This is a genomic window from Arenibacter sp. F26102 (assembly GCF_023015865.1).
Classification (GTDB): domain Bacteria; phylum Bacteroidota; class Bacteroidia; order Flavobacteriales; family Flavobacteriaceae; genus Arenibacter.
In genome coordinates this window covers 200,372-226,236 of record NZ_JALKBC010000005.1, presented here as the reverse complement: position 1 = coordinate 226,236, position 25,865 = coordinate 200,372, and the positions used below count along the sequence as shown (strand labels likewise).

The following is a 25,865-nucleotide window of genomic DNA, read 5'->3' as shown; positions in this document are numbered from 1 at the left end:
TCACGGCGCTGTTTCACTGAGCTTGTTAATAGGTGTGAGCATAACTTTTCGGAATTCTACTTCCGCACCTTCCGCCTGTAAGGCAATATTTCCACTACTCACTGTGGCATTGTAACCATGGTTTACCAAATCGCCATTTACCCATACCTTTATTGAGTTATCAAGGCACTCAATGGTCATTGAATTCCATTCACCCAAAGGTTTTTCCGAACCATCGGTCAAATTTTTTATTCTTCGCAATTTACCTTCGGTTATTCCCCATTCTTCCTTAGGGCCCCGCCTTTCCAACATGTTGTCCGTCTCAATATCCTGTACAATACACCAAAAATCACCTGCATTTTCATGCATCATTTGAACCTCTATGGATTTGGGAAACATTTCATACAACGATCTAGGCGTAGAGGCAAACACCAAAACACCACAATTTCCAGGCTTCCCCGCAAAACGATACTCCACTTCCAATCTAAAGTCCTGATATACGGCATCTGTAATAAGATGGCCTTGGGGTACTCCCAAACTCACCAACATTCCATCCCTCACTATAAAGGGATTTATAGCATTGGAATCGTTATCCATTTTGGGTACATCTACATGCCACCCTTCCAAATCCTTTCCATTAAAAAGACTTTTGGCAGATGGGGCGGTACAAGAGATTAAAGTAAAGAATGTGGATATAATAACGATTGTATTTTTCATCCTGATGGTTTTATTATTTAAGGTAGGTACTATTGGTAGAATTCACTGCTATGCCCTATAAATATATCATTTTACCACGATATTCCAGCTAATATAATAATCAATTGGAATTTTTAATATGGATAACATAGTCCAGTTCAATAACAAATTGGGCACCCCTTTACAAACATCCTAGGAATTTTAAATCCTTTTTTCTAGGAATAAGACAGTTTAAATTAAGTAATTTGCAAGACTTATAAAACCTTTTTTGAAGTGAAAGTCTGTATTGCGGAAAAACCCAGCGTGGCTAGAGAAATTGCACAAGTTTTAGGAGCAAACACCAAGCATAATGGGTATTTTGAAGGAAATGGATATGCTGTGACTTTCACCTTTGGGCATCTATGCACTTTATTTGAGCCCAGTGACTATAAGCCCTATTGGAAAAGTTGGGATTTGAACAATTTACCCATGCTCCCCGAAAAATTTAAAACAAAAGTGGTTGACAATGCGGGAATCCAAAAACAGTTCAATATTGTAAAAGGTCTTTTTGATAAGGCGGAAATGGTTATAAACTGCGGGGATGCCGGTCAAGAAGGAGAGCTCATTCAACGTTGGGTAATGCATCAGGCAAACTACAAGGGAGAAGTAAAGCGTTTATGGATCTCTTCCCTAACAACAGAGGCTATAAAAGAGGGGTTTACCAAATTAAAGTCCTCACAAGATTATGACAATCTCTATTATGCTGGCTTTTCCCGTGCCATAGGGGATTGGCTTTTAGGGATGAATGCCACGCGCCTTTATACGGTAAAGCACGGTGGCTATAAACAGATGCTGTCCATAGGCCGGGTACAGACACCCACCTTGGCCATGGTGGTAAACAGGTACTTGGAAATAGAAAACTTTAAGCCCCAACCCTATTGGGAATTGCAAACACTGTACAGGGATACTGTCTTTAATTATGAGGAAGGCCGATTTTTAAAAATGGAGGAAGGTGAAGTCCTGGCCAAGCTGGTTAAAGAACACGATTTTGAAATTGTCTCCATTTCCAAAAAGAAAGGTAAGGAATATGCTCCCAAACTATTTGATCTAACGGGGCTACAAGTATATTGCAACACTAAATTTGGGTTTACGGCGGATGAAACACTGAAGATCGTCCAAAAATTATATGAACAAAAAGTGGTTACCTATCCAAGGGTGGACACCACCTTTTTACCCAATGACGTATATCCCAAGGTATCAGGAATACTTCGTAATCTAAGTAATTATGAGCCATTCACCTCACCCCTATTGGCCAAGAAAATCAGAAAATCAACAAAGGTTTTCAATGACAAAAAAGTAACGGATCACCATGCCATTATTCCTACTGGGGTTGAAATAAAACTAGGTGTTGCCCAACAACAGGTTTACGATAGTATTGTTAGGAGATTTATCGCCGTATTTTATGATGATTGTGAAGTTTCCAACACAACAGTAACAGGAAAGGCTGCCGATATCCCATTTAAAACCACGGGCAAAGAGATACTTAAGAAAGGCTGGCGTGTAATTTTTGAGACGGCCAATTCCAAGGAAAAAAAGTTGCCCGGCATATTACCAAATTTTGTGAAAGGTGAAAAAGGTCCGCATGAGCCTTCATTTTTGGAAAAGCAGACCAAGCCTCCAAAACAATTTACCGAGGCTACTTTACTAAGAGCCATGGAAACGGCGGGCAAACAGGTGGACGATGAAGAGATGCGCGAACTTATGAAGGAGAACGGTATTGGAAGACCGTCTACCCGAGCCAATATTATAGAGACCTTATTTAGACGTAAGTACATAGAAAGAAATAAAAAACAAGTACTGGCTACCCAAACAGGCATCCAATTGATCAATACTATTCAAAACGAATTGCTGAAATCTGCGGAATTAACAGGTTTATGGGAAAAGCAATTGAAAGATATTGAAAAGGGTAATTTTAGTGCCGCATTGTTCATCAATAATATGAAAAAAATGGTGGACGAATTGGTTTATGAAGTTAGGAGTGAAACAAAGCGTGCCAATATCTCCAATGTCATTGCCAACCAGAAGAAAGAAACCCAAAAACCAAAAAAAAGTTCAAAAGATATTACGGATGAAACCTGCCCAAAGTGCAAGAACGGGAATCTTATAAAAGGGAAGTCGGCCTATGGCTGCAGTGGGTACAAAAATGGCTGTGATTTTATACTGCCATTTGTTGTTCACCATAAAAAAATTTCTGAAAAACAGCTGATGAGGCTACTTCAAAAAGGTTGCACCGTAAATTTAAAGGGGTTTGATTACGAGGGGGTTAAGGATGTTGAAGGCCTCTTGCGATTTGATGAAAATTTTAGGCCGATTCTGGAACCTAAGAAAAAGCCGAATACCGATAGCCCAAGTTGTCCCAAATGTAAAAATGGAATGATTTTAAAAGGAAAAACCTCCTATGGCTGCAGCAATCACAGTAAAGGTTGTGATTACAGGTTCACTTTTGAGGAGGTAAAAACCAAAGCTGCCGGTAGACCCTTGACCAAAGCCCTAGTTTTAAATATTTTAAACGGAAATCATTAGCATAACCCTAAAGGTGGGTTTAATATTGCTGGCAGAGCATTTTAGATCCTTTGGAGAAAATTGGTGTACAAAAAGCAAAAGGCCGTCCAAAATTGGACGGCCTTTTTAACTACCAAAGCAATATCCACTAGTAGTGAAAATGCCGTTTTATTTTTAGCTTTATAAAATAGCTACCAATTCCAGCTCAAAGGTAAGGTCCTGTCCTGCCAAAACGTGATTGGCATCAATAACAATACTTTCTTCCTTAACATCTGTAATTCGCAATTGGTTTTCTGTACCGTCCGGATTCTTGGCAACCAACATCATTCCTATTTCAGGTTTAATGTCTTCAGGAAGCTCTGCCTTCTTAATCTCATGAAACAATTCCTCCATAATATCTCCGTAAGCTTCTTCCTTAGGTACGGTAATCGTTTTCTTTTCATTGACCTCCATATTCACCAATTCCTTTTCAAAACCTGGAATAAGTTGCCCTTGTCCCAAAGTAACTTCAATAGGCTCTCTTTCCAAAGAACTGTCGAAAATTTGTCCGGTTGTTAATTTTCCAGTGTAATGTACTTTTACCTTGTCATTTTCCTTAACTCTACTCATAAAATTCAGTATCTCTAATTTTTAATCTGACTATTAAAGTGCAAACCTATGGGATATAGATTTTTTAGAAGAATAGATTGTCCTAAAACCGCCAAAATTTACAATATCTTAACACTTTTTCTGGAAATTCATGTGTTTTCAACAAAATACAGTGGGTGTTTTACTCCAAAATAGCCTGGTACACCAAACTTCTCAACTTAGCGTGATCGTCAATTCCGTTGGCAGGTATTAGTTGTTTAAAATATACTACGACCAATTCCTCCATAGGGTCTGCCCAATAAGTGGACCCATAAGCTCCTCCCCACTCAAAAGTACCAACAGAACCAGGCTCTCCCCTTTCTCCCACATTTTTGGTGATGGAGAAGCCAAGTCCAAAACCTGAACCCTTTCTGCTACCATAGGGAATATCCCGAACATCAACATGATCTGCAATCATTAATTCAACGGTTTTAGGGGATATTATCCTCTGGCCATTAAACTCACCTCCATTCAACATCATTTGTAAGAATTTGGCATAGTCCATGGCCGTAGAAAGTAGACCGGCGCCACCGGAAAAGCTCTTACGGGGTCCCTTAACATAATGACCTTGACCAATTCCCAAACCAGGATCGGGAGACCTTTCCAAAGGCTTGCCTTCATAGGCCATATAGGAAGTAGCTAGTCTTTCAGTTTTGTTTTTAGGCAAATAGAAATGCGTATCCACCATTCCTATTGGATCTAATATTCTTTCCTTTATAAATGCATCCAGTGATTTTCCCGAGGCCTTTTCAACAATTACCCCCAGGATATCCGTATTGTAACCATATACAAACTTTTCTCCTGGTTGGGCATCCATTGGCAATTTTGCCATACGCGCAATGGTTTCGGCAATCGGTTCATTTCGGTCTGCAAAATACCAGTTCTGTATACCGGCCTCTTCCCATTCCTTTTTTGCAGGCCCATGTCCATATCCAATACCTGCAGTATGGGTCAACAAATCCCTTATGGTTATGGAACGATTTGCTTTAACCACATCATATCCCCCGTCATCACGTATTTTGGCAACAGTAGTTTCTTTCCATTCCGGTAAATATTTTCCAATAGGATCTGCTATCAAAAGTTTTCCTTCTTCCTGTAATATCATGGCAGCAACACTAACGATGGCCTTGGTTTGTGAAGCAATCCTGAATATGGCATCATTTCCCATCTTTTTTCCGGTCTCCAAATCACTGGCCCCAAAGGCATGCTGATAAATTACTTTGCCCTTTCTCGCAATTAGCGCCACATTTCCTGCCATTTTACCCTCTTTAACATACTGTTCAAGTGTAGCTGATAATCTGCCCAAGCGTTCAGAGGACATTCCTACTTCCTCTGGAAGCGCTGTAGATAGGTCTTGAGCGTGTGCAAAGGACATCCATAACAGACAGCCTATTAAAAAAATGTTAGCTTTAAATAATTTTACCATTGTACTTTAAAATTTGATTAGTTATCCCTTTTAACGAATCTGAAAAGTTATTGCTTTTTTTGGTTATATAAAACAGTAAATGGTTTTCGATTATTTTTTATTTGGAAAAATAAGGTCTAAATGCAGTATCAACCTATATCCAGGGACTTACTTAGACTTTTAAAAAGGAGTTTTTGTTTTGACTACTATAGAATTTTATGGGATTCATATCTTTCAACGATAGCACCATTATGTACAAAATTGGAAGTATGGGCTCGGGTAACATATAAACGGGGCCTATTTACCCAAATTAGGGCAAAAAATAAGGGTAGTACATAAATCCATACAAAGTTGAATTTATCTGCACTACCCAAAATATTATATATGTGCGCAATTCCTATTATAGGAATTGACTTAGAAACTAGATTTTCTTTACACGGACCGCATTCATACCTTTCTGACCTTTTTCAAGTTCAAAGGAAACCTTGTCATTTTCCGCAATTTCATCAATCAGCCCACTAACATGGGTAAAATATTTCTCTTGATTTTCGGTATCTATGATAAATCCAAAACCTTTTGAAGTATCAAAAAAGGATACTTTTCCATTTCTAACAGGGTCGAATTCCTCTACATCGCTATCATCCCTTTTTGGAACACCAATTTCTATGGTAGAGGCATCAACTTTTATTTTTTTCGTTGGATCTGGTGGAGTATCCGTTAAATTCCCATCATGATCAACATAGGCGAATTGGATACCTGGCCCATTCTCCTTGGACTCCAATTTACGAGCCTCTTTTTTCTTTTGCTTTTCCTCACGCTTTTTTAGGCGCTTCTTTTCCTTTTCACTTTTACTATAAGTTTGTTGCGATTTTGCCATTGTTTTTTTTAAAGTTATAAATTGTAAATCTCGTTTGAGTAGCGGTTGAAATACTAAACGAGTGTTTGAAAAAGAAAATGAATCTATTTTTATCTACCCAAAGATTTAGTAGCAGCAATGGTAATTACAGGTCAATGCGCAACTCTTTAAACTTCAGCAAATATAAGGCTAGTATTTTAATTATTTTAATTTAGTCCCCCAATTTTTTATCCCAAGCGCTTAAAAATATGCATGATTCTCAGGATTTTGGGATTGTGAACAAGAAATTCTGCCTAATGTTATATCAACAATTAAAATTAGCTTGCCGAGTCCCCATTGTTCTAGCTGTTAATGGCTTGGATGACTATAATCCAACACTTACAAAAAGCAATTACCACATTGCTAATTTTCTATTTATTAAGCAATTAGCTCACTTTTTAACAAATTTTCCTACAACTCGAACTAAAATTCCTTAACTTAATTGCTTATAAACTCAAAAAACTCATATATGAAAAAGTATTACTTTATTGTTTTGATTTTCATTTTTGGGATGGTTGGTTTTACCAACGCTCAAGTAACGGGATCAGTTTTGGATGAAGAGGGCACTCCGTTGCCCGGTGCATCAATCGTAATTAAAGGAACCACTACAGGAGCCACCACAGATTTCGATGGCAATTTCACCATTGAGGCCAGCATGGGCGACATTTTAGTGGTCTCCTATATTGGATTCGAGACCTTGCAAGTAACGGTCAACAGTACCAACATGGACATTCGACTCACCTCTGGCGTGGCATTGTCAGAAGTAATTATAGTTGGTTCGAGGAATCCCAATAGAACAGCTACAGAGAGCACTGTTCCTGTAGATGTAATAGATATGAAGGAACTTAACAATGTGGCCCCGCAGGTAAATTTAAACCAGATATTAAATTATGTGGCGCCTTCCTTTACGTCAAACACCCAGACTATATCCGACGGTACCGATCATATTGACCCAGCTTCCTTAAGAGGCTTGGGACCAGATCAGGTATTGGTATTAATTAATGGAAAAAGAAGACATACCTCTTCTTTGATCAACGTAAACGGGACTTTTGGTAGAGGAAGTGTGGGAACCGATTTAAACGCCATTCCTGCAGCGGCCATACAACGTATTGAGGTCTTAAGAGATGGTGCCGCAGCACAATATGGTTCCGATGCCATAGCAGGGGTTATCAATATTATACTGAACAAAAGTGTAAACGAACTTACCGCCACAGTTACTACCGGTGCTAATTTTACCAAAAACGCCAATGACCAAACTGGTGGTGTGGACGGAGAAACCACCAATATTTCTGCCAGTTATGGTATTCCTTTAGGTGACAATGGTGGATTTATCAATTTTTCAGGGGATTTTGACGTTCGTGAAGAGTATAGCCGAATGAAAGAATGGGAAGGTTCTATATTTAATGCCTATAATTCTATAGAAAGATTGGCAGTGAGCCAAGGTCTGGATTTGGCCAATCTCGGGGATTCCGATGTGGTTTCCTTAGCCCAGAATCTTCCATTTTTAACGCAGGATGATAAAGATTTGATAAGTGGTTTTACGCCTGAGGAATTACATAGTCCAACTAAGGTTTATAGTGATGACACAGTCGTTTTTTACAACCCATTATCTAATAATACAACGACCGAGGAATTGGCTGCCAGAGGGCAAAAACGAAGTGATTACAATATGCGGGTAGGCCAATCTGCCTTGCGTGGGGGCCGATTATTTGCCAATTTCTCCTTACCCTTGGATGACATTGGCACTACCATGTATTCTTTTGCGGGAATCAGTTCTAGAACTGGTAATTCCGCGGGGTTTTATAGGTTACCAAACCAAAGTCGGACCTATACCCCTGCCTATTTTAATGGTTTTCTACCCGAAATCAACTCCAGTATAAAAGACCAGTCAATTTCACTAGGAATCAAGGGTTTGGTAGGAGATTGGAGTGTTGACCTGAGCAATACTTATGGAAAGAACTCTTTTTTATATACCATTGGAAATACGCATAATGCCTCCATGCAAAACGCCTCCCCCACCTTTTTCGATGCAGGTGGATTTTCGTTTTTACAGAACACCTCCAATTTGGACATTACTCAATTTTTTGACGATGTCATGTCAGGTTTAAATATTGCCTTTGGTGCAGAATATAGAGTGGAGAACTATGATATTGTCGCCGGAGAGCAAGCTTCCTATGGTCAGTATACCAGTGCGGGACAATTAATTACGGTGGCTAGCCAGTCACCCTCAAGGGATTTTTTTGGAAGTGCTAGGCCTGGGGGTTCGCAAGTGTTTCCTGGTTTTGCACCAGGTAATGAACTTTCTAGGGGAAGAAGTAGTGTAGCCGGATATTTTGATGTAGAAGCTGATTTCTCAGAAGCGTTTTTGGCTAGTTTCGCCACCCGCTATGAAAATTACAGCGATTTTGGAGGCACGATCAATTTTAAATTGGCAGGAAGATTCAAGGCTACGGATAACCTGAATATTCGTGGAGCTTTGAATACAGGCTTTAGGGCGCCTTCTCTACACCAAATTAATTTTAATTCCACCTCTACCATATTTGACAACCAGGGCAATCCACAGGAGGTGGGGACTTTTGCCAATAATAGTAGGGCGGCCAGCCTATTGGGCATTCCACAGTTGAAGGAGGAAACTTCCCAGAGTGTTAGTTTGGGGCTTACCGCTAAAATACCGGATGCCAATTTAACTATAACCGTGGATGGTTATTTCGTTAAAATAAATGACCGAGTTGTCTATACGGGGCAGTTTAGCCCTACCCCAGATGAAGGAACCGGAGAGGACGATATACCGGCGGTATATTCCGGGACACAGTTGGAACTACTGAATATACTACGCCAAGCCAATGCCACGGCAGCCTCATTCTTCGCCAACGCCATAGATACAGAGTCTAAGGGATTGGATATAGTGGTAACCCATAAAACAGACTTAGGCGCCAATTGGAGACTCAAGTCAGACCTTGCTGGTACATTCTCCAAAACAAAAAAGGTCGGAGATATAAATGCCTCGGACGTTCTTAGAAACGCTGGTAAGGTGGGCACCTACTTTCCTGAAGATAGCAGGGTATACTTAGAGGAGGCGGTTCCAAGGACCAAAGTCAACCTTTCCAATAGCCTTACCTCCGAAAAATTTATCATATTTCTAAGAAATGTATATTTTGGAGAGGTTACAGAGGCTACCACCACTTTAGCCAATCAGCAGGTTTTTGGTACTAAACTCGTAACCGATCTTTCGGTAGGTTATAAAGCAACGGATGCCCTAACTTTTACCCTTGGAGCAAATAATTTGTTCGATATTTATCCGGACAGGGCCAAGGATGAATTTGAAAATCGTAGCGACGGCCGTTTCGATTGGTCCCGTAGGGCCCAACAATTTGGAATCGGAGGTAGGTTTCTTTTTGCAAGGGTGAATTTTACACTCAAATAGTCCTTACTGGAATAAGTATTAATATGTAAAGGAAAAGCCACTTTAAAAGTGGCTTTTCTTATTGATACTCATATGATTGTAAACAGCTTTGGTTCCTATGCCTTTAAGCTTACCTCCAACACAATGTCTGTCTTTAATAATTTGGAAATAGGGCAAATTTCCTTGGCTTTTTTGGCAATTTCCTTAAACTGCTCCTCCTTAATTCCCGGCACCTGACCGGTAAGACTTAAGGTTATTTGTGTTATACTGCCATCCTCAAAGTTTACCTTGGCAATGGTATCCAAGTTGGTAGGTGTAAAACCGGCCTCTCCCAATAAAAAACTTAGTTGCATTGTAAAGCAACCAGCGTGGGCGGCTCCGACCAATTCTTCCGGGTTGGTACCCTTGCCATCTTCAAATCTCGATGTAAAGGAATATTGCGTATCCTTGAGGATGGTACTTCCTGTACTTACGGTACCTTTACCATCCTTGCCACTCCCTTTCCAGTTTGCACTTGCATTTCTACTAAATTTCATACTTATATATTTATGGTTATTATAATCCGTTAATAATTCAATTTAATTTGAGATAACCACTTGTCAATTAAGTGCTTGTCATATTTCTCCCATCCTTACATCCAACTTGCTGCTTAAGCTTTTAATCAATACTTATAATCCAACCTTATGGTGTTTATAAGACCATGACTGGACCTGTATTTAAGTAAGAAGGAAATGGACCAAAAAACTGATTTTCCCGGTACCTCTAAGATATTAAATAGCTAATGATATTCCCATAAAATTCTTATAATTCCTAAAAATGCCTCTCATTTGGCTTTTCCATATAACCAATATTTCTTCACTGGTATTCATAGCCAAATAAATTAAGAGCAGGGCGGTACTGTCTAGATTTTTATACCGAACTGCCCACCTTCTCCAACCAAATTAAATTTACTTTATTTTTTGTTGAGTCGGTTGCATTAATACGCCTTTTAAAGCTTCACTGGACTAGTTAAACTCATTTTTCAAAATATACACTTACTTACAATAAATTTTTAAGTACTGATTATCAGGTATTTAATCACTTACCACCCCTATAATCCTTAGATCAAATGTTAAATATTGCTTAAAACGGTACTATTTTATACATAGTACCGTAACAATTTTACTTATCCGTCGTCTATAAGTAGTAAATCATTTTAAAAATAAAATCATGGAAACTATTAACAAACACCTTGTAAAACAAACATTGGAATCTTCCATAAGTAGAATTTGGAACAGTAAAAGACGGTACAATTAACGTACCTCAATCAATAGCTACAACATTAACATCAATTTAAAAAAACAACATCATGGAAACAGTAAACAATCATTACGTAAAACAAACAATAGAAAATTCAAAAAGCAAAATCTGGAACACCAAGAGGCGTTACAGATAAGTTAAAAACCTTTAATACAGAAATAATGAAATCTTTTATTCATAAATCAGAGTCAGAATCAACTAATTTTCAGTTGACAGGAGAAAGTATTTTGATGGTAAATTTTCGAGATATCAAGAAAAATCGTTGGGCGGAGCGCAGAATATATTGTAACTAATTTTACACCAATTAAGTAGAATAGGTTTCAAATTTTAAAAGCAGTGGGTTTAGAAATCAACTGCTTTTTTAATACCCGATCATTACAGTTAATATATACGCTCCCCTACTGCCAGGTGCAGAAATGAAAAATCAATTGTTTTTAATCCTCCTTAGGCGAATACCGACTTGAAAACCTGGAAAACAAAACCAATTTCTTTCTGGTATTAATAAAATAGACACCTGTTAGAAGGACAACAGCGGCAATAACGGATTGAGTGGTTATCTCTTCGCCCAAAAAATACCAACCTAATAAAAGGGCTATAATGGGATTTACATAAGTGGATGTAGCCACCTTTTCGGGCGAAACCACTTTTAGTAAATAATTAAAGGCTGTAAAGGCAACAATGCTTCCAAATACAATTAACAATAACATGGAATATAATACCGGGCTGCTCCATGTGGTTGGCAAAGTCCAGGTTTCCCCAATTAGCAAACTCCCCACCATTAAAATAATTCCAGCCGCGAACATTTGAAAGCCCGTATTAACAAAATAGTTCTTTGGAAGATCAGCTTTGGCCACAAACAAACTTGCATAAGCCCAACTTATCATACAGAAAAATATCATGACCATTCCCAAAACGGAGTTCTCCTTACTTATTACCTGATTTTGACTTACCAATAGATAGATACCCAATATACCGATTATAACCCCTACAAAAGACATAGTTTGAATCTTTTTCCCCTCAAGTATCCGCATTAACAATAAAATAACTAGAGGTTGTGAAGCTATTTCCAAAGCTGCAAAACCACTGTCCACGTATTTTAACGCCCATACCACAAAACCATTTCCAAAGGCCAGGAACAAAAATCCTGCAATACTGGAATTCAATAATTGCTTTTTCGTGATGGTCAATGGAATTCCCATTATTTTACAAAGCACAAATATTAAAATACCAGCGACCGAGAAACGTATGGAAGCCAACATAAAAGGTGGCAATTCTTGCACCGAGATCTTATTTAGAAGATAGGTGGAACCCCAAATTACATATATGGCAAAAAAGGAAAGTACTATAAGTAAAGTATTCCGAGATTTGGACATAAAAAAAGCTTTTCCAATGAAGCACAAAAGTAAGTATAACTTTTATTAATTAAGCTCTTCCTTGTTGAACCATTTTTCGAAGAAAAATTGTCATTATTCCCCAGGCCTACCAGTAGGCTAACAAGACATTTACCTCCAGTTTACACAAGGACCGCCATAAAGTAATAATGGTCCTAATAGAATTCTATAATTTAATTTTGCGACGAACCTTCTGGTCACCAACTTCCTCCGCCACCGCCTCCAAAGCCACCACCGGATGAACCGCCCCCTGAACTTCCACTATTGGACGGTGAACTTACCATGTAGGACTTGGTGCTGGCCATGGAACTGGAAAAGGATTTGGAAAACTGACTCATAGTCAAAGTGCTACTCGTAGAAGATGAATACCAGTCTGGTGGGGGTATGTTAAGGTCCCTAAATTTTTTGGCCCATTGATCAAACAAACCAAAAGCCAGGGCATAACCCAAGGTATTTTCAAAATAATGCGGGTCGTCCTTGATTAGCATCTTCAGTCTGTTTTCCTCTGCTACCTTAATAAATCTTTTAAATCCTTTTAATTCCGATAGCAATTCATTGCCCTTGGCATTCTTTTTTACCATGAAACGATTTACAAAAATCAGAAGAATACAGGAGACCACAATTGCCACAGCGGCCAACGGACCCCAGTAGAAAAGACCAACCATTGTTAGACCTAAAGCAAGGGCAACCAATGCAAAATACATAATGCCTTGGATTTTTTTGGATTCCGCTTCGTAATAGGGCTGCGCCAATTTCTTTAATTCGCTCCGAGCTTTGATCATCTTGCTGGAAAAAGTATCCTTTAGACTACTTACCAATACCTCTGTCCCTACAACATTGTTATTGTCGCCAAACAACCCCTTGAATATTTCCATTTCATAGGTTGGGGAATCCAATGGTAAGGATTGTAAACGGATAATTTTGGTGTCCTTGGAGCCAAAAAGACCTTTTTTGGGAATTTCTTCTAGTCTTATAAGCCCTTTTGAGCCCCAAAAGGGTATCAATGAGATTAAGTCCGAATTATCATCCTTGTCATTGATCAAAAAACCTACCATGGCCGGATCAATATTGTCCGGTGGGTAATAACTGGTGGTGGCAATGATACGCTCGTCCCTTCCAAAATTCCACCAGACCCTAAAAAATGCAAAAAACATTATCCCGATCAAGAACACCCAACCGAACTGGTCCCAAAAAGGCCAAAATGGTTTCTCTTCAATAACCGAACCAAGGGGAAGGTTCATCAAAACCGTAACGCTCTGTCCCGGATATGAAACAAAGCCTGACTTACTGGTGCCAGAAAATTCGTTGGCCGTGTAATATAACTGTAAATCGGTACTCCTTGTACTGGTACCGCTGTCCCCCGAATAAACAAAGCTATTTTGTTTGTCTGGATATACATTATCCGGAACATGTACTTTAAAACTGACTTGGTGAAAATCGGCCTGCCAATCCTCCGGTTTTATGTTCCAATAGAAACGAATATGGGAATCCTCGAAGAGCAAAGCATTGTGAACCCTGTATTTTATTTCATAATGCTGGGGACCAACCAGGGTAATGTCCTTGTCCCCAATTTTTATTTGCAAATTGTCCTGTAACTTTTGTACAAAGTCGAACGGAGCGTCATATTTATAGTTAGGAACCTTTATTTTACTTATTCTAATTTTCCGGGTTGATTCCGTACCGTCGGAATCCACAAGATCATATTTTGTCTGAATGTTTCGGTAAATGCCGTGTTTTGGGATTTCAAAATTAAGATCATAGTTTTCTACCACATCAAAATAACCTTCCTGATGAATGGTAATGTCCACCTTATAGTTTATAACCGTAAAATCCTGTGCCACACCCTTGCCAGTAACAAGGAGAATAAAAAGAAAGAAAGAAATGTTTTTCATTAAGAGAAATCTACTTTTACATTGGCCCTACTAGCCTCCTCTGCTTCGAAATAATCGAAATGTTGATATTTGAACAAACTGGCTACCAGCACTCCAGGAACGCTTTCCCCATAAGTGTTGTTTTCTCTCACCGATCCATTATAATACCGCCTGGCCCGTTCCAGATTTTCCTCGATCTCATTTAGTTTTTGCTGAAGATCTAAATAATTGGCGTTGGCCTTCAGGTCCGGATAAGCCTCTCCCAAAGCAAATATACTTCGCAAGCTCTGTTGCAGTTGGTTTTCTGCCTTTATTTGGGCATTTATATCTCCCGGTGGAACAGCCATAGCTGCGTTCCGTGCATTTATAACAGACTCTAAGGTAGATTTTTCATGCTTTGCATAGCCTTTAACAGTCTCCACCAAATTAGGTATTAGGTCGTAACGTCTTTTTAATGCTACATCTATATTGCTCCAAGCATCCTTTACCAGGTTTCTAAGTCTGGCGAAGTGATTAAAAACATTTACCAGAAACAGGGCTAACAGAGCTATAATTCCTAAAAAAATAACTAACGTAATCATGGTTCAGTGTTTTTTGTTGTTTAAAATATGGCTTCCACTAAGTTACTTTATTTTTTTATTCGGGCAGCAGCCTATTTAACAAAATATAGCACAAAATAAGGATGGTCAAGGAATGACTCCAATCTACCAAAATACCTTGCACTATTATCACCATAGGATCCCCAAATATCCCTTAAATAAAAAAAAGAGCGTCGTGGGCGCTCTTTTTCCTACCTCAATTTTGTTGCTATTTAGCATCCAAAATCTTGGTACTCACATATGCGATGGACCTCGTAATTTTTCCTTCATCATCAAAATCATGAAGATATAAGGCTGGTACAATAATTTTCTTACCATCAGATTTTCTTGTCAATCTAAATTTCCACCAAGACTGAACCACCTTGGCATCCTGCATATCGTATTCCAAATAATCCGGATAACCAGTCTCATCTATACTATCAAAGGTATAAGACTCCATTAACTTCTTATTTCGTTCCTTTATCTCATCCAAGCCAAGGCTCTCTCCGTCAGGTAGTTCCAGACTATAAAATCTAGCATCCTCAGCATAGAAACTGTAAAAGGTCTCCAAATCCATAAACTCAAAGGCATACATCAATTTCCTTACTGTATTAATATTATCATGATGATTAAAAATGGTACCATTTTGTCGGTCACCAAAACTTCTTCTGACTTCCCAAATGACATCATTATCAAAATAATTGATCATGCTTTTTATTTTGTTATCATCATTCAGCTTATATAACCTATGATAAGGCATATCCAATTTTACCCCAGTTTTTTTATGCATTCCTTTTATATGATCCCAGGTTTGAACCCAAACTCCGCTTTCTTTATATTCCAAGGCATCCGGATAGGCACCTTCGCTTGGCGCTGAAGATAGGTAGGCAACATTTTCTTTCCAAAAATTTACTTGTTCCAAAAACTCTTCTTTGGTAGACCCTTTGTCATCCTTATTGGTACTAAACCCATTATAGGCCTTGAAATCATCGGCAAGGTATGTTCCCACTTTTTCTGTATCGCCGGCCACAAAAGCGGCTATCATACCATTAACAACTTCGATTGCAGGGTGCTCCAAAAATATGGTTCCATTTTTTTTCTTCTGTGAATAGCCAAATACGACCACTAGACCCATGGCAATTAGAATAGATTTTCTCATTTTAATTTAGTTCTTTGATTATTATTTATTCCCAGAAACACTTTAGTATCTGTTGAAACCATAAGTAAATTAGATTCCTGCTATTTTTCAATTGGACAAGGACGAATCAACCGTTTTTTTGTCCGAAACATAGGCAATAATTATCCACCAAATAATCAGTAGATGCATTTCTCCAAGAAATCGTTATAATCCAAAATCAATTTATCCACAGAAATTGGCATTACTTATCCTACATCAATGGATATTCTGCTGTTGGTCCTTAATTTTGAACAAACAAAAAGATAAATCATGAAAACATTTTTTTATTCAGCAGAGAGCAGAGGACATGCCAATCATGGATGGCTAAATTCATACCACAGTTTTAGTTTTGCCAATTACCACAATCCAGAAAGGATGAATTTTGGAGTTCTTAGAGTGTTGAATGACGATACCGTATCTGGCGGTCAAGGTTTTGGACAACATCCCCATAAGAACATGGAAATTGTTTCCATCCCCTTAAAAGGAGATTTGGAACACAAGGACAGTATGGGAAACACCACCGTAATAAAGGAAGGTGATGTACAGGTAATGAGCGCAGGAACCGGTGTTTTTCATAGTGAGTACAACAAGAACAAAAATGAAGAGGTGAAATTTTTACAAATTTGGGTAATTCCAAAAGCCCAAAATGTATCACCAAGATATGATCAAATTTCCACCCGTGATCTGGCTACCAAAAATTCCTTTTACCAAATACTTTCCCCAAACAAAACGGATCAAGGGGTATGGGTACATCAGGATGCATGGTTTTCCTTGGGTGAATTTGAAACTGGAATCACTTCAACTTACACTTTAAATAAAACTAGCAACGGACTATATATATTTATCTTGGAAGGTGAAATTACCATCGGAGAACAACAGTTGAAAGAGCGTGATGCCATAGGGATTTGGGAAACCAACGAAATTACCCTTACCTCCACTGAGTCCAGCAAGGTACTTCTGATGGAGGTCCCAATGAATTAATAATTCAATTCAAAATAATTATTGGCTTTTTTCTATTTTTAAAATTTCCATTCCTAGTAAAAGAAGTTATGTCCAACATTACACTCGTAATCCCGGAAAGGGCGGCCAATATCGGCAATTTTATGGTTGGCCGATTGTTGCCATTTAGGCAAATGCGTATTGTGGGCCTTTTGTTTTTATAGACCATATTAGGCCAGTGCAATTGGACGCGAGTGAAAATTTGGATATTCCTCCACATATGCACATGAGGTTTTGGCCATGATAATCACCATCAAGGTTCTGAAAATGAAAGCACCCGAAGAAACTACCCTGGAAGGATTATTATCTATTTTCCCCATCTTCATGAGCTACGTCCTAAGCTTTGTTTATTTAGGGATTTACTAGAACAACCATCATCATTTATTGCAGGTTACCGAAAAAGTAAATGGCCCCATTCTCTAGGCCAATCTACATTTGCTTTTTTGGTTGTCCCTGATTCCCTTTGCCACTAGTTGGGTAAGGGAAAATTATCACGCCCCCCCCCCTTAACTATTGCAGTGTATGGTGTTGTACTCTTGATGTGTGCCATAGCATATAGAATTTTGGAAATTTACCCCATAAAGCATCATGATGAAAACTACCCATTAAAATTGGTCACAAGACGAGGTTTGAAAGAAAACATTTCAATGCCAATATACATTGCCTCTGTTCCACTCGCCTATACAAACACTTGGATAGCTGTAGCTGGATTCATTACAGTTGCGATTATTTGGATGGTACCTAACAGAAAATTGTAAGGTTTGGCCGAGAAAAAGTAATTACCCCATAACCCATACTTTTACCAAACCAGCATAATCCACCTTTTAGCGAGTTGCTCGGTGGTTTGTCGATTTTAACCACTAAGCCCGCCATTTTGTCCTAAATTATCGCTAAATTAACCATGCTTTTTTTGACAAAAATCCAATGCTTTGAAAAAAATTTATTTTCTGGTTTCGACTATTATTCTCTACACCCTTGTCCTTTCGTGCTCCAAAGAGAGCAAAGAGGACCTTATAGATATTGTGGTCAATGAAAAGCCCATAGACCAACCAGAGGAAGAACCCGAAGTGGAAGATCCCACTATAGAAAGTAGTCCATTACCAGACAACCCTCAAAGAACAGGTGACGCTTCGGCGGGATACGAATATTTAATTTCTGGGGATTACATGAGTTCCGGCATACCTTACGACGCTTTTTTACTGGGAACAAGTGAGAATCCTGACAACCGCCTTAATAGAACTGGTGACAATGCCAATATCCCCTATGATTATACTGCCATAACAGCTTCAAATGGTGCAAAGGTGGTAGCACCCAACTGTATGGCTTGCCACGCATCGACCATTAATAATAATTTTATAATAGGCTTAGGCAGTCATGACGCTGATTTTACCGTAAATCGGGCCAGTAATATAGCCCTGTTGAATTCTGGCATAAGAGCTCTTTATGGCGGAGAGGAAAGTGCTGAATGGCTGGCTTATGACCAATTTAGAAAAAGTATTGTTGCCATAGGCCCAAAAACCATTACGGAAACCCGAGGCTCCAATCCGGCCGATAAGATTACACAGGTGTTAGTCAGTCACCGTGACAAAAATACTTTGATATGGCAAGACACCCCTTTCGTTGATGTTTTGGAAGATGTGATACCAACCGATGTACCGGCCTGGTGGCTGCTAAAAAAGAAAAACGCAATGTTTTACCACGCCATCGGCCGATTCGATTTTTGCAAATCATTTATCGGCTCAAGTCTCCTAACAATGGGAGATGCCTCAAAGGCAGCTGAAATAGATAGCAAAATGGTAGATGTCCTGGCCTACATCCAAAGTTTGGAAGCTCCGGAATACCCTTTTACCATTGACACTGATTTGGCCCAACAAGGAAAATTGTTATTTGAAAACACCTGCGCAACCTGTCATGGCACTTATGGAGACAACCCCTCATATCCCAATTTACTGGTGACTTTGAAGTCCGTTGGGACCGACCCTGAATTATCCGACCATTACACTACCTCCTCCCCCATAAACGATTACTTTATGGACTGGTTTAATTCCGGTTGGTTTGGAACTACATCCAATAAACTGCAAATCAAAGCGGAAGGTGGCTATATAGCTCCTCCCTTGGACGGTATCTGGGCGACGGCTCCATACTTCCACAATGGCTCCGTCCCTACCTTGGAGGACGTATTAAACAGTGTGGATAGACCAACAAGATGGAGCAGATCTTTCCTTAATACCGATTACAACCAAATAAAAGTCGGCTGGAACTATACAATAGAGCAAACAAAAGTGGACAAAAACACTTATGACACTACTTTAAAGGGGTATGGCAATACTGGTCACAGCTTTGGAGATCAGCTCACCAATTCTGAAAGAACTGCAATAATAGAATACCTAAAAACATTGTAATTCAATATTATAGGAGTTTTATTTAAACCGTAAATTTAAGTTAGCTACTTCTTATGGTCAGCCTCTGATCAAAAATAACTATCATTTAAAATTCAGTTTTAAAAATTCCATCCCGTTCAAAGACATTATTCGGGATACAATTTCGTCGGCCTTTATATTGTTAGCGGGCAAACTCAGTGTATTTTTGGACATATAATTAAAGGCATGTCGCTCCAAAAAATCGGCCAAAAAAGGGAGTTCCTCAGCGGTCCAAAAACTGTTCAATGGATCTATAATACCATCGAAATCGGACCCTATCGCCATACAGTCCCAAGCAAAAATACCTTCTGCATCCAGTAACTCGGCAATGTGTTGCACTTGGTTCCACAACAGTTCCGACCTATAATGCATTATTTTATTTCTCTGAGTGGATTTTTTTATATTCTTAAGGGTTTCCTTGGCTACAATTCTACGTTCGTCCAATTGCAATCCAATAATTCCTTTACTTTTTGCTATTCTAATTATTTCATCATCGAAGAAGTTTATATCCGATGGATTTAGTTTGCTTGCGGTTCTAGGCCTACCTGGATTCCTATCGCTTGATGAAGTAAGCCCATTAGCAGCTCCATGACTCGCTATAATAGGTATATCGGTATATTCCGGAACAGTGTCCAGTAATTGGTAATATTCATTTCTAGAGGCCGGACTCATGTGCTTGATATCTATTAAAATCCGTTTACCGTTGTTGTCATCCAACAGGGCCTTTATTATAAATATGCCCATAGCGGTAATCCCTTTATTAAGTCCTTGGGATTGATCTGTCTTCTTTTTTATAATTCCCGTCATACTTTGGGCATGCCCACATAGATGATTCCAAAAATGATGGGCTAGGGTAACAAAAAATGGCGGATGCTCCCAAGCCTTAACTTTCATAAGGTTTTGCAACATCCCTTCTTGGGTAGGAACCTTGTTTATATCCGATATCAAGGCGTGCATGCCCTCTATCGTCAAAACAACACAAATTGTGCGTATTTTACTGTTCACATCTGCAAGCCTCATGGCTTCGATTTCCAAATAACTATTTACTATTTTATATCGAAATTTACCTTCGGGCAAATTAGCAATTGTTCCATCGAGTTCCATATAATAAGCCCGCTCCATTTCAAGGTCTTTAAAGTAATCTTTAATTCCCTGAATATAATCTACGCGCTTCTTCCCTACTCCTGTCGCAAAATTGGCAGCAATGTCCAAAATAAATTCATTCGTCATTTTATTACGGAAAAAATATTTCTCAATAGGATATAGTGATGCGCATACAATCCCGATACCACCATAGGAAAGACTTGAAAAATTGGATTGGGAAAACTTGGTGACGCCAATAAAATAATGTAACAGCTTATCTAGCAAAGTTGGCGGGTTGTAACGCCAAATACTCCTTACCCGATTTCTATTGGCAGAGTTTTCCCCATTGGGAATGCGATTAAAGCTTTTACCAAAAGGCTTTATGGAAGGATGACAATGAAAATCCACATAATTGTTTTGCATGATGTTAGAGTTTAAAGTTAGAACACAGGCAGAGCAACGATATTTAGTCAGTAGAATAAAGAACTGCCTCTTGAGCCAATAGACTTATTCAAGGGTAGTAATTAAAGATAAGGAAATTGCTGAAGTATTAAGATGCTCGCATCCTTAATTATTATAAGGCCTTCAACCAGATTTTGTATTGGACCTTAAACGAAATCCTTGGATACAAATCATTATAAGCCAGGTGCTGTTTTACGCTGCTACAAATGTGCGCCGTTTACCACAACAGTAAAAAAATATTGCTTGGAAAAATAATAGGAATAGTTACCTATAGCTCCATACAGTTTAATACTAAGGTTAGGTTTTAACTATTCTAAAACACGGCCTATACAATTAAACAATGAATTAATAGCTATATTACTCCTCAGGTGGTCTTCCGTGAATGTCTTCAAAAATGGTATCGAAATTCTGACGTAGATGGGTACTTAATTTCTTGTGATAGTCATCGGTGAGCCACTTAAGAAAATTAAAGGTGCTTTTACTAATGCACTTTGCATAGCGCTGAATCCTATCGTCGATATCCGGACCCAACATTTTGGAGAGCGCCAGTGCATCATAAACATCCTCACTGTTTTCTACACAAATTCTTGCATGTTGTGCTATAGAGCGCTCTAACACAACCTTTGATGTCTCACCATTTTTAATGGAATCCACATAAGTTTCCTTGATATCAAAATACACCTCTTCGGACTTAGCGAATTCGGCACGCAACTCTTCGGGCATTTCCCATTTAAAATTACTTTCCAGCTCCTCATCACTTATAAGCCTATCAGCATAAAAATTAGGAGATTTAAAAATGGTCTGCCAGTCCAGGTCGGCACCCCATGGACCAAAACGATGAAAATTGTTCCCCAGATCGATTACCGAGAATGTTGATTTATTATTCAATATCCGGGAACCACGACCTATCATCTGATAGTACAGCGTTAGGGATTTGGTAGCCCTATTCAAAATAATGGTGTCTATAGTAGGTTCATCAAATCCAGTGGTCAGAATACTTACCGAGGTTAGAATGGCATTAGGCGTCATATTAAACCACTTTAAGATGGTCTTACGCTGCTTCTTGGTCGCTGTATTGTCCAAATGGGCAATAGGGTATCCTGCAGCCCTAAACGTCTCATAGACATGTAAGGAAGTATTAATACCATTATTAAAAATCAAGGTTTTCTTATCCTTGGAATGTTTTTCATAGGCTTCCAACAACTTACTGAGCATCATGCTATTGTTGTAAAGATCCTCTGAAGATTTTACCGTATAATCCCCATTGGAACCAACCTCCAAAGAGGTTAAACCCATATTATAGGAGTAAAATTCAGCTCTCGCCAAAAATTCATTTTCAATAAGGGATACTATAGTTTCACCAACAATTAATTCGTCATAATTGTCCTTCATGGGCAAATCCTTATTGGAACTCAATGGTGTGGCTGTAACTCCCAAAACAAAGGAATTTTCAAAAAATTTGAACAGTTTTGTGAACGAATTGTAGTGCGCCTCATCAATGATTACGAGACCTACATCGGAAATATCCAATTTGTCGTCCTGTAACCTATTGTTCAAAGTTTCCACCATAGCCACAAAGCAGCTATATTCGTCCTGATCGTCCAAATTGGCCTTGCTATCCACAACCTTGTTGGTTACCCCAAAGCTCGTCAACATGGTAGAAGTTTGTTTGCAGAGCTCTATTCTGTGTGTCATGATCAGCACCTTCTTGTTATGGTGCTTTAAATATTGACGTACTATTTCAGAAAAAATAACGGTCTTACCTCCACCTGTAGGCAATTGATACAAAAGATGATAATCATCGGGTGCGGTTTCAAATTTATCAAAAATCTGGTCTATAGCCCCTTTCTGATAGCTATACAGCTCCTTATCCGTTTTTCTCTCTACAATAGCATTGGCAATCAAAGTCTCCGACATAATCTCTTTATTGGACCGCAAAATTAAGCCCTTTAATGGGTGTTTAACGAATAATTTTGGAAAAATTAAGGAATATTTTTTCTGAACATCAATGTCTGTAGTCAATTCCTACAACTCTTAACATGAATACTTTATAAAAAGTACTTGAAATTTGCCAATCATATTATTTGGATCCACAGACCACTTTCTAGTTCTTGGCCAGTTTTCTAAGTGCTACCCACTGTTTTAGCATTTCCCTAGAATCTGTAGCCGGGTAGCCTAAAACAGTTTTACCTGGAAGGACGTCGCTCATCACACCGGATCCAGCACCAACAACGGCGCCTGAATTAATGGTTGTGTGGTCTTTAATTGAAGCACTCCCTCCTATTATTACACCATCACCCAGAGTTACTGAACCTGCCAAACCACTATGTCCGGCCATAATACAAGACCTTCCCATTACACAATTGTGGGCTATTTGGACCAAATTGTCAATTTTACAACCGTCACCTATAATGGTAGAACTAAATTTACCTCGATCAACACAGGAATTGGCCCCTATTTCTACATAATTACCAATCACCACATTTCCTATTTGAGGTATTTTCACCAGACCCCTTCCATCCTCACTTGGCCTATAACCAAATCCGTCCGCCCCTATGCTTACGTTGATATGAAAGATACAATGACTACCTATAACGCTCCTCTCCCTGATTACGGTACCGGACCAAACCACGGTATGATGGCCTATGGTGGTGTCATCAAAAACAGCAACATTCGGATACAGAATAACTCCATCCCCTAAAACTACATTTTTACCCACATAGCAACCTGCTCCAATTTTACAACCCTTGCCCAAAACAGCGGTTTCATGCACTGTGGCCATAGGATGCACTTCCTCCAGTAATTCGGGCGGATCGGGCTGAAACGCCTCCAGTAATTTTGCCATGGCCAAATCTGCATTGGCCACCTTAATAAAAGCCTTGTTCTCTCCAGGCATTATTTTTATGCTATCACTCACAATAGCCGCACCCGCATTACTAGAATCCCATTTTCTGGCATATTTATTACTCGAAATAATTGTAATATGCTGGCTTTGGGCCCTATCCATTTGCTCTGCCCCAATTATGGACTTATCATACCCCCCTATAAGCTCCCCATCTAAGAGTTCATTTATTTGTGCAACAGTGAATGACTTCATTGAAATTTATATTATTGATTAATTATCAAAAGTTGATTTAATTTTCTGTGATTTTTTTAAATATAGCGTTAAATATTAGACGCTATTGTTAAAAATAAATTAAGAATTCCCAAAAATAAGAATTGAAAAGCAATATAAAAGGCAGCCAACACCTTTTTTTAAACCCCGTGGCCAACCCCGACACCCATTTATCAATTACTGCTTTATGGATTTCAAATACAATTGCTCCACCTTTTCCCTCGCCCAGGGAGTTCGTCTTAAAAATTTTAAACTGGATTTAATGGAAGGGTCGTGATTAAAACAACGGATATTAATTCTAGCACCCATTTCTTCCCATCCATATTGGGCTACAAGCGACTCCAATATGACCGCCAAAGTAATGCCGTGTAAAGGATTATTATTGTTATTCATTTAAAGTAAAACATTATATGAAACTACGTATAAAATTGATTTTTAACCTGTAACTATTTTCTTTTTTTATTTTTCTTGGAAATTGTTTTATCCCCCCGTGTCAATGGCTTTTTATATTTTTTTGCAATTATCCTTTTATAGGATCCTCCTTGGTTTATCTTTTTATTCTTTTCCGCTTTTTCATGAAAGGCAGCGCCACGAGCATCCGTTTCGGCAGCTCCAACAGGGTTGTTGTGTTCCAAATTCTTAGGGCGCTCCTCGGGAGCCAGTTCCTCGGATATTTTTACTGCCACGGGGAAAGTTAACAAGGGAATATCATAATCCATTAATTTTTCTATGGCATCTTTATACCCCTCTTCTTTTTTGGTATACATTAAAACGGAATACCCCTTTTTCTCCGCTCTTCCTGTCCTTCCTATACGATGCATATAGTTTTCAGGAAAAGTGGGGGTGTCAAAATTGATTACGTGGGTTATTTCGTCCAGATCCAAACCCCTCGACATTACATCGGTAGAAACCAGTATCCTGTTTTTACCTTCATCAAATTGCTTGATCGATCTTATTCTATAATTCTGTGTTTTATTGGAATGAATTATTGCCGCCTCATCTCCAAAATCTTCCTTCAAGGCTTCAAACAACCTGTCGGCGCTTCTTTTATTGGAAACAAATACCAATACTTTTCTATAGATGGTTTTATCCTTAAGCAAATAAGCCAACAGGTTTACTTTGGTATAAAAATTTTCAACGGCATAAGCAACTTGTTCAATATTCTCCAAAGGCGTTCCGCTAACAGCTATTGAAATCTTTTCCGGAGCAATAAAAAAGTCCTCGATCAATTGGGCCACTTCATCCGTCATCGTAGCCGAAAACATTATATTCTGCCTTTTTTGTGGCATTAATTCAAAAATATTGGTGATTTGAAATCGAAAGCCAAGATCCAACATAACATCTACCTCATCGATAACCAATTTCTTGATATCCCTAAGTTTAACGGTCCTATCCAAGGTTAGGTCGTACAACCTTCCCGGGGTAGCCACCAAAACATCACAACCTTGGGCAACAGCCTGCCTCTGGGTGTTTATATTTGCTCCTCCATAAATTCCACAGACCCTTACACTCATGTATTTGGAATATGATTCTATATTGGCAACAACCTGTAGGACCAACTCCCTTGTGGGCACCAATACCAATATTCTAGGGTTTAGCTGTTTGGAGAATTTCAAGTCCTGTAAAAGAGGTAACATATAGGCAAAAGTTTTACCAGTACCCGTTTGCGCAATACCCACTATATCCTTGCCAGACATAATTACCGAAAAGGCTTCCCTCTGAATTGGCGTTGGGACTGCAAAGCCCAAATCCTCAGTGGCATATTGTAGTTGTTTTGAAATATTAAAATCGGCAAAAGTGCTCATTCCCTTTATTTTTTTTCAAAGATAAAGTTTATAATCTTCATAATTGCTGTTGTGGAATATCTTGAGCATAATCAAGGAAGAAAATAGATTCTTAATTAAAACTTAATTCGCGGGTTTAA

18 protein-coding genes and 1 pseudogene are annotated in these 25,865 nt (G+C 38.8%); 5 read left to right on the top strand and 14 right to left on the bottom strand.

The features are described 5' to 3' along the window. Window positions 1-696, bottom strand: coding sequence for a DUF1080 domain-containing protein (locus tag MWU78_RS08770; protein ID WP_246997045.1), 696 nt, complete (start codon window positions 694-696; stop codon window positions 1-3). Window positions 697-948: 252 nt separating this feature from the next. On the opposite strand from MWU78_RS08770, the gene MWU78_RS08765 reads away from it, so the two are divergent. Continuing rightward, window positions 949-3,237, top strand: a complete 2,289-nt coding sequence (locus tag MWU78_RS08765) for a DNA topoisomerase 3 (RefSeq protein WP_246997043.1) — start codon at window positions 949-951, stop codon at window positions 3,235-3,237. Between the two features lie 159 nt (window positions 3,238-3,396). Here the strand turns inward: MWU78_RS08765 and MWU78_RS08760 are convergent, their stop codons facing one another. The 3 genes from MWU78_RS08760 to MWU78_RS08750 all read right to left on the bottom strand — a co-directional run bounded on the left by MWU78_RS08760 (window position 3,397) and on the right by MWU78_RS08750 (window position 6,125). Further along, entirely contained in the window at window positions 3,397-3,825 is a 429-nt protein-coding gene (locus MWU78_RS08760; RefSeq protein ID WP_246997041.1) for a peptidylprolyl isomerase, read from the bottom strand. Between the two features lie 160 nt (window positions 3,826-3,985). Further along, window positions 3,986-5,269: a serine hydrolase domain-containing protein gene (locus MWU78_RS08755; RefSeq protein WP_246997039.1), complete on the bottom strand. Its 1,284-nt coding sequence runs from the start codon at window positions 5,267-5,269 to the stop codon at window positions 3,986-3,988. Between the two features lie 400 nt (window positions 5,270-5,669). Continuing rightward, complete coding sequence (locus MWU78_RS08750) at window positions 5,670-6,125, bottom strand: cold shock domain-containing protein (protein WP_103441242.1); 456 nt, start codon at window positions 6,123-6,125, stop codon at window positions 5,670-5,672. A gap of 487 nt (window positions 6,126-6,612) precedes the next feature. On the opposite strand from MWU78_RS08750, the gene MWU78_RS08745 reads away from it, so the two are divergent. Beyond that, on the top strand, window positions 6,613-9,567 hold the full coding sequence (locus MWU78_RS08745) for a TonB-dependent receptor (protein ID WP_246997037.1): 2,955 nt from the start codon (window positions 6,613-6,615) through the stop codon (window positions 9,565-9,567). Between the two features lie 95 nt (window positions 9,568-9,662). On the opposite strand, the gene MWU78_RS08740 is transcribed toward MWU78_RS08745, so the two are convergent. The 5 genes from MWU78_RS08740 to MWU78_RS08720 all read right to left on the bottom strand — a co-directional run bounded on the left by MWU78_RS08740 (window position 9,663) and on the right by MWU78_RS08720 (window position 15,844). Further along, window positions 9,663-10,082, bottom strand: coding sequence for an OsmC family protein (locus MWU78_RS08740; protein WP_246997035.1), 420 nt, complete (start codon window positions 10,080-10,082; stop codon window positions 9,663-9,665). A 1,197-nt stretch (window positions 10,083-11,279) separates the two neighbouring features. Then, entirely contained in the window at window positions 11,280-12,218 is a 939-nt protein-coding gene (locus tag MWU78_RS08735; RefSeq protein WP_246997033.1) for an EamA family transporter, read from the bottom strand. Window positions 12,219-12,433: 215 nt separating this feature from the next. Next, window positions 12,434-14,128 (bottom strand): DUF2207 domain-containing protein, encoded by a 1,695-nt coding sequence (locus tag MWU78_RS08730; RefSeq protein ID WP_246997031.1) that lies wholly within the window; start codon window positions 14,126-14,128, stop codon window positions 12,434-12,436. Then, on the bottom strand, window positions 14,128-14,688 hold the full coding sequence (locus MWU78_RS08725; RefSeq protein ID WP_246997029.1) for a LemA family protein: 561 nt from the start codon (window positions 14,686-14,688) through the stop codon (window positions 14,128-14,130). Before MWU78_RS08725 ends, MWU78_RS08730 begins: the two co-directional genes overlap by 1 nt. 226 nt (window positions 14,689-14,914) lie before the next feature. Further along, a complete protein-coding gene (locus tag MWU78_RS08720; protein WP_246997027.1) occupies window positions 14,915-15,844 on the bottom strand; it encodes a nuclear transport factor 2 family protein in 930 nt (309 codons plus the stop codon). A gap of 288 nt (window positions 15,845-16,132) precedes the next feature. Between MWU78_RS08720 and MWU78_RS08715 the strand changes: the two genes are divergently transcribed. The 3 genes and pseudogenes from MWU78_RS08715 to MWU78_RS08705 all read left to right on the top strand — a co-directional run bounded on the left by MWU78_RS08715 (window position 16,133) and on the right by MWU78_RS08705 (window position 19,263). Continuing rightward, window positions 16,133-16,843, top strand: a complete 711-nt coding sequence (locus tag MWU78_RS08715; RefSeq protein WP_246997025.1) for a pirin family protein — start codon at window positions 16,133-16,135, stop codon at window positions 16,841-16,843. A gap of 68 nt (window positions 16,844-16,911) precedes the next feature. Further along, window positions 16,912-17,090: pseudogene (locus tag MWU78_RS08710) on the top strand (pirin family protein); the annotation flags it as partial. Between the two features lie 700 nt (window positions 17,091-17,790). After that, a complete protein-coding gene (locus MWU78_RS08705; RefSeq protein WP_246997023.1) occupies window positions 17,791-19,263 on the top strand; it encodes a c-type cytochrome in 1,473 nt (490 codons plus the stop codon). Window positions 19,264-19,344: 81 nt separating this feature from the next. On the opposite strand, the gene MWU78_RS08700 is transcribed toward MWU78_RS08705, so the two are convergent. The 5 genes from MWU78_RS08700 to MWU78_RS08680 form a co-directional block, all read right to left on the bottom strand. After that, window positions 19,345-20,787 (bottom strand): membrane dipeptidase, encoded by a 1,443-nt coding sequence (locus MWU78_RS08700; RefSeq protein ID WP_246997021.1) that lies wholly within the window; start codon window positions 20,785-20,787, stop codon window positions 19,345-19,347. Window positions 20,788-21,183: 396 nt separating this feature from the next. Continuing rightward, entirely contained in the window at window positions 21,184-22,743 is a 1,560-nt protein-coding gene (locus MWU78_RS08695) for a DEAD/DEAH box helicase family protein (RefSeq protein WP_246997435.1), read from the bottom strand. Window positions 22,744-22,930: 187 nt separating this feature from the next. After that, window positions 22,931-23,923, bottom strand: a complete 993-nt coding sequence (lpxD, locus tag MWU78_RS08690; RefSeq protein WP_246997018.1) for a UDP-3-O-(3-hydroxymyristoyl)glucosamine N-acyltransferase — start codon at window positions 23,921-23,923, stop codon at window positions 22,931-22,933. A gap of 195 nt (window positions 23,924-24,118) precedes the next feature. Then, window positions 24,119-24,334: a VF530 family protein gene (locus tag MWU78_RS08685; RefSeq protein WP_246997016.1), complete on the bottom strand. Its 216-nt coding sequence runs from the start codon at window positions 24,332-24,334 to the stop codon at window positions 24,119-24,121. A gap of 53 nt (window positions 24,335-24,387) precedes the next feature. Further along, on the bottom strand, window positions 24,388-25,746 hold the full coding sequence (locus MWU78_RS08680) for a DEAD/DEAH box helicase (protein WP_246997014.1): 1,359 nt from the start codon (window positions 25,744-25,746) through the stop codon (window positions 24,388-24,390). Window positions 25,747-25,865: the final 119 nt, after the last annotated feature.